At 40.2% G+C, this 5,480-nt stretch carries 6 protein-coding genes; 2 read left to right on the top strand and 4 right to left on the bottom strand.

Annotated features, from left to right (window positions below):
* Positions 1-234: 234 nt before the first annotated feature.
* The gene (locus tag HWQ36_RS25015) at positions 235-897 is read left to right on the top strand and encodes a hypothetical protein (RefSeq protein ID WP_292707779.1); all 663 of its coding nucleotides are present in this window, start codon (positions 235-237) and stop codon (positions 895-897) included.
* 305 nt (positions 898-1,202) lie between these two features.
* Here HWQ36_RS25015 and HWQ36_RS25020 read toward each other — a convergent pair whose 3' ends face one another.
* Entirely contained in the window at positions 1,203-2,192 is a 990-nt protein-coding gene (locus tag HWQ36_RS25020; protein WP_292707767.1) for a Rieske 2Fe-2S domain-containing protein, read from the bottom strand.
* A gap of 136 nt (positions 2,193-2,328) precedes the next feature.
* On the opposite strand from HWQ36_RS25020, the gene HWQ36_RS25025 reads away from it, so the two are divergent.
* Positions 2,329-2,967, top strand: coding sequence for a TetR/AcrR family transcriptional regulator (locus HWQ36_RS25025; protein WP_292707770.1), 639 nt, complete (start codon positions 2,329-2,331; stop codon positions 2,965-2,967).
* A gap of 115 nt (positions 2,968-3,082) precedes the next feature.
* Here HWQ36_RS25025 and HWQ36_RS25030 read toward each other — a convergent pair whose 3' ends face one another.
* The 3 genes from HWQ36_RS25030 to HWQ36_RS25040 form a co-directional block, all read right to left on the bottom strand.
* Complete coding sequence (locus tag HWQ36_RS25030; RefSeq protein ID WP_292707772.1) at positions 3,083-3,649, bottom strand: HAD family hydrolase; 567 nt, start codon at positions 3,647-3,649, stop codon at positions 3,083-3,085.
* Positions 3,650-3,671: 22 nt separating this feature from the next.
* Positions 3,672-3,941 (bottom strand): hypothetical protein, encoded by a 270-nt coding sequence (locus HWQ36_RS25035; protein WP_292707774.1) that lies wholly within the window; start codon positions 3,939-3,941, stop codon positions 3,672-3,674.
* 76 nt (positions 3,942-4,017) lie between these two features.
* Complete coding sequence (locus HWQ36_RS25040; RefSeq protein WP_292707776.1) at positions 4,018-5,277, bottom strand: AIPR family protein; 1,260 nt, start codon at positions 5,275-5,277, stop codon at positions 4,018-4,020.
* Positions 5,278-5,480 lie beyond the last annotated feature (203 nt).

The raw sequence follows: 5,480 nt of genomic DNA on the forward strand, positions 1-5,480 counted from the left end.
GAAACTGGTTTGCTAGTTGCTGCTACTGTACCTCATAACAGCTGTAGATGCTGTATTGCTAACTGATGGTTGTCCGCCTGCATTCGTAGTCAATTTAACCTCTTGTTCAAGTATTGTATTTGTTGCCTATAGTGAGGCCCGGAGGCTAGCAAAAAGAAAGAATTAATCTTCAAAACATATCAGCATTTGCCCTGTCAGCTATGTTTGACAAATGAAAAATTACAATTTTTTTATATGGATACTGAACAGGATTTCTTATTTTTCAACCCTCGAATCGCTACCAAATATAATCCCTTTTATGAAGGAGAGTATCTGGTAATCCAGACCTATCCCCGTGAGTATAAATTAATTGTTGAGCATCGCAGTTTTGATTACAAAAATGCCAAAAGTCATTGCGAACTAGAAAATCTAGCTCATGACTATACATCATTTTCTCTTAGGATTTTCCACGATGATAAACTGTGTGAGGTAAACTATGAAGGCAAGCCACAAAGTATTTCTAAGCAACAGAACTGGAAAATTGCCCAAGAATATCTAGAAGCTCACTACGATCCGCATACTGATGGTGAGGTGGTCGTATGCCAATGCAGTTACCCCTATTTTTCGTCACTCACTAGTCATATTAGCAACAGTGGTGAGGCCATGACTTCGTGGCAATCGCTCACTTGTCTAGTTAAAGACTTGGGGCGAGATATTCAAACCTGCCCCAACTGTAATGCATCCTTAGTTCGAGTAGATGAATCGGAGGATGATGATTTTGATGACCAAGTTAGCCGACCAATAGCTTGCATCGGTTGCACTAACTATCATGGAGTTGAGTATGGAGACAACGTGCTAGTCTGCGGGATACACCCGAATGGGTCGGATAGCGAGAATTGCCCAGATTATCATCCATAACATTAATCTAAAACTTGCATAGACAGTGTAAACAACTATTTTGATTCATGCAGTGCTGTATGAAAAGCCGTTTCCAGAAATTATGTTAAAGTTTTGCCACTATTAAAAAATCTTCTTCAGATAATTCAGCACTTAGGAGTCAGAACTTAGAAAAAATTCAACGTGATTAGTACATTCATTTATCAATTTTTTACTGATTCTTTAAGTATTCAGGCGGATGTATTCATAAGGACTGAATTCTTATGCTTTTTTACCCTTATCTGCACCCGTACCCAGTACTGTGTCCCTTATTACTCAATTTGAGACTACTGAGATAAATTGGGTTCACCTTGGGCTGGAAAAGTCTTAAAATTGCGCCGTACCCAATCCATTCCCACCTCATTGTTCAACTTAATTCGTTGTGGGGTATTAGGGTAAATCTTGCTTAAAATCCTTGCGTCTTGCTCTATGACTACATCAATCAACTTTAACAAATTGCCTTTAATTAAATGTGCAATCGGAGAACGTGCTTTCATGTACATCAAGACAAACACACGAGATTGGTGCTCTGTTTCTGGAAGATAGAAGTGGCATTCTTTCAGGCTTAACAGCTTATTGTCACCGTGCATCAATCCCATAAACGGAAAGAAATTTTCTAAATGAGCTTCTAACACTTTTGGCATCGCTAGTTGAGCAGGGTTTTGGAAAATTTCAGCAAATGTAGGTTGCTTTCTAGGTTGCATCAAATAGGCATGAGAATGCAACCCTTCGTCAATGAACTGCTTTACCTGAACTTCTTCAATCTCAAATAATTCTCTATGTGTTCCATTTTGGTGGTTGTAGTCGTGCATATTTAATAGCAAACTCAAAATATCAGTCGAAATGCTGCGTTCTCCTGTAACTCCTATGAACTCATAATCTGCTGCAATTTCATTCATAATATTTGGAATTGCTACCTTTGATTCATACCCTCCATAAGTCCAAATAAAGTCTCCTTGGATGACTAAATCTAGCGGCTGCATTAACGATTTAGTTGGCTTGTTATCTCCAGGCAGGACTGTACAACCTGAACCATCAAATTCCAATGCATGAAAAGGACAGGTGATTACACTACTGCCATTAGGTTTTGTTATGCACCATCCCTCTGATAGCATTGCACCCATGTGAGGGCAAGCGTTGGGTAAAGCACTAATTACACCGTAATCATTTTGCCAAAGGACGTAATCATTACCTAGCAAAGAAAATTTCATTGCTTTATTTGGCTTAAGCATGGAACGATGTGCCAACAGCCACGGTGCGCCTTGCAGTTGCTTCATAGTTAGAGAAAATTAACTTACTAATTAATCAGTAAGCTTATCAACTTCCTGCTGTGCCGTCAATTCACAGATTCAATGTCTTCAATATTGATGCCTCTTTGATACCATATAAACATAAACATTAAATTAAGATGCAGTGGTTCGACACAGTAAACGAGTTCGCCCAGTTCGAGATGCCCAGATAACACAACAACAAATTTTGGATGCCGCAGAGTACGAATTTTCACGGCATGGCTTAAATGGTGCGCGTCTGAGTGCGATCGCTAATCGCGCCAAGGTGACAACTGCAACACTTCATTACTATTTTGAGAGCAAGGAAAGCTTATACAAAGCAGCCTTACAACGTCCAGTCGATGAACTTCAAACCATTTTTGGGCAATTGAATTTTGACGGTTTATCTCCCGAAGAAGCTCTAAAGCAGATTATCCGCATTGCGATTGCCAATGAAGCTCAAAATCCTCAGCGTCAAATGCTCTGGTTTCAGGAAGCAAGTCAAAATCAAGGAGTATATTTCAAGGAATGTAACGTTTTGAGTCTCCATGAGCATCTGCTCGAAATTTTAGAGCAAGGCATTACAGAAGGATATTTTCGCCCCCTCAAACCGTTTTTGGCGCTGACCCATATCTTGAGTATTTGTCTGTTTTACTTTACAGTTCATGAAAACTGGAAGCATCTAACTCCAGAGATTAATCGTCTTAGTCCAGAAATAATTGAGGAACACACCGAAGAAGCAATCACCTTTATTTTGGCAGGTATTAAGCGCTCACATTTATAAACGGAAAGGTGTAGTACGACGAATTATTTGACCAGAATGGCAGATTGTTTGTCATCAATTTAAATTTTTCTAGGTTTCCTGTTCCAGCAATTTTTATAACTCAATGCCAGAAATCCTAAAAATTAGATACTGAATGCTTACATATCACCTGTGCTGCTATTGAAAGGTTAACCAAAATATAGTCAGCAATTCCTAAACGAGACATTTGAGGATGAGACTGATTACCCTGATCTATCAAAATCGTTTTACACCCTGCACTATTTCCAGCTTCTACATCACTGAGATTATCGCCAATAAACCAAGAATTTGCTAAATCTATATTTTGTTCGCTAGCTGCACGTAAAATCAAGCCTGGTTTAGGTTTACGGCACTCGCAAGCAATTGCATATTCAAATATTACACCATTTGGATGATGGGGACAGTAGTAGAAACCATCTAGCGATAGACCCGCTTTTTCTAATATTTCATTCAATCGCGCTTCCACTCCCAGCAAGGCAGATTCTGGAAAATAATCCCGTGCTACTCCCGACTGGTTAGTAATCACAATTAATTTATATCCAGCTTTGCTAAGTATTTGTAATCCTTCAATAGCACCAATTTTCATTTCGATTAATTGCGGATCAACATTATTTGGTACATTTTCAATTAAAGTACCATCTTTATCTAGAAATATCGCCGGCATTTGAGATTGCGAATTTAATTTATTAGTTTGATGCCAAATTTTCTGATTTTTCAAGAAGTATATTTCCCCATCTTAAATCTAATACCACTTGCAAAAGTTTTTGCAACCAAATAATTGGCTGTGGGAGAGTACATCTGTACATTACAGTTTTCTGGCTGCCACTTGGACTCTTTACATCCCTGCTTATTATGGCTGGTAGTGTAACGATGCCCCGCCCTACACTAAGAGCGATCGCCCACAGCCGAATGTCCAGTACTTCACCAAAGTTTATGCCCGTAACCTGAGTGTTCACTTAGCACCTGTCAAGCTTTCAGAGCAAAAGTGAGTTTGGGGAACTTGTGGAAAAGATGGAGTTGTCAGAGATACAGTTAATTTCCACTGGTTGCGTTGAGTTCACCCCTTTTCCCTTTTCCCCTCTTGTTTGTACCTTGTGTCACCTGAGCTTCTTCTTCCTTACTGGAGTTAACCATTTTCATCAAGTGCTGATTTAGATAACTTTGTGCAGAGATATACAAACTTTCCCAAATTTCTTGATTGCGGCTGATTTTTGTGCCGACTGTATTTCCTGCTGTTTTCTCAGACACTAAGTATTTACGGAAATAGTTATTCCACAAGTGTTGCAGGAAATCTTCAGCGAATTCGTTAAACGGCAGAATCCATTTATAGTCTTTATCCAGAAATACGCGATACGATGCAATTATCGGTAGTGCCAGGTCAGTTGGCGCACCAAACCCAAAAGAATACTTGCTATCAGGCAACAATGTAGTTTTACGTGTATCTATTGATGCTAGGTCGTTAACACCCTTTCTTCTGGGGTTGCTGATATGTTCTTGGATTATTTCGTACAGTCTTTGCTCTATCCACAGAGCATGAGTTAGCAGAGGCAAAAGTGCAGTTAATCTTTCCCTTTCCGTGTCTGTGATGTTAGATGGGGGACTCATACCTGCTGGGTGTTTGGTTCGTTTATTGCCGTCGGGGTTGTATCTATTTCTATCGAGGCAGTTAATCAACTTTAGCAAATGGTTCACATTGCACTGGGCATTTCTAGGAGCGCCGCTTTGATTCTGGTAATAGGCGATGCGGAATTTTCTATCTTCTTTCTGTTCTAACTGGGCTAAGTACTGCTTGATGAATTTGTAATCACCCCTAGCGTTGACTTTGGAGCGAGAATCTACTGGCGTTGTCGTGTTGGAGGCCAAGGCTATATCCTTAGCCTCATCTTCCGAGAGTCCGATGTGGATGGTAACTTTTACTCTGGCTTGACTTAAATTGTAGTTGTAATTTTTCGCTTGCTCAAACCCTAATACTGTATGCCCACCGTTGATAATGCCATCGCTGCCCCCCTCGTTAGCTTCTAAGACTTCTAACTCTAGTTCAGTTTTGTTTTTGATAGGTTTAGCTTTATTCGCTGACAGAACGATTCCACCGTGGCGAGAGAAGAATTTTTCGGGTTCGGTTGTCAGGGAGTCGAAGACTTGTCTGTAGGTCGCGCTTTTGCGGTTCGGTTCGCGGATGTTCGGTTCTAGGGGTAGGTCAGTGGGGAAAGAGTCTACATGAGCAGTGGCGATAATGCAATTGGGGTTGGCTTGAATATAGTTATCTATCTTTATGTTCCAAGTCTTGGGCATACTTTGTTTGCAATGTCAGGGGAATTTCTATGTTAACCAAAACTAGTATCTGATATTGCATTTCTCGGTAATGCCAAGTACCATTGCATGCCAACCCAAAAATGCGCTGTCAGGGCTAGGGTAAGGGGTGCATGGTAAGGGATTTAAACTAGTGTGGTAAAACTTACTAGAGAAGACGACTCTCTAAATTAGCCAAGTAACCC

Origin of the sequence: Nostoc sp. NMS2, assembly GCF_017115105.1 — a bacterium.
Classification (GTDB): Bacteria; Cyanobacteriota; Cyanobacteriia; order Cyanobacteriales; family Nostocaceae; genus Nostoc.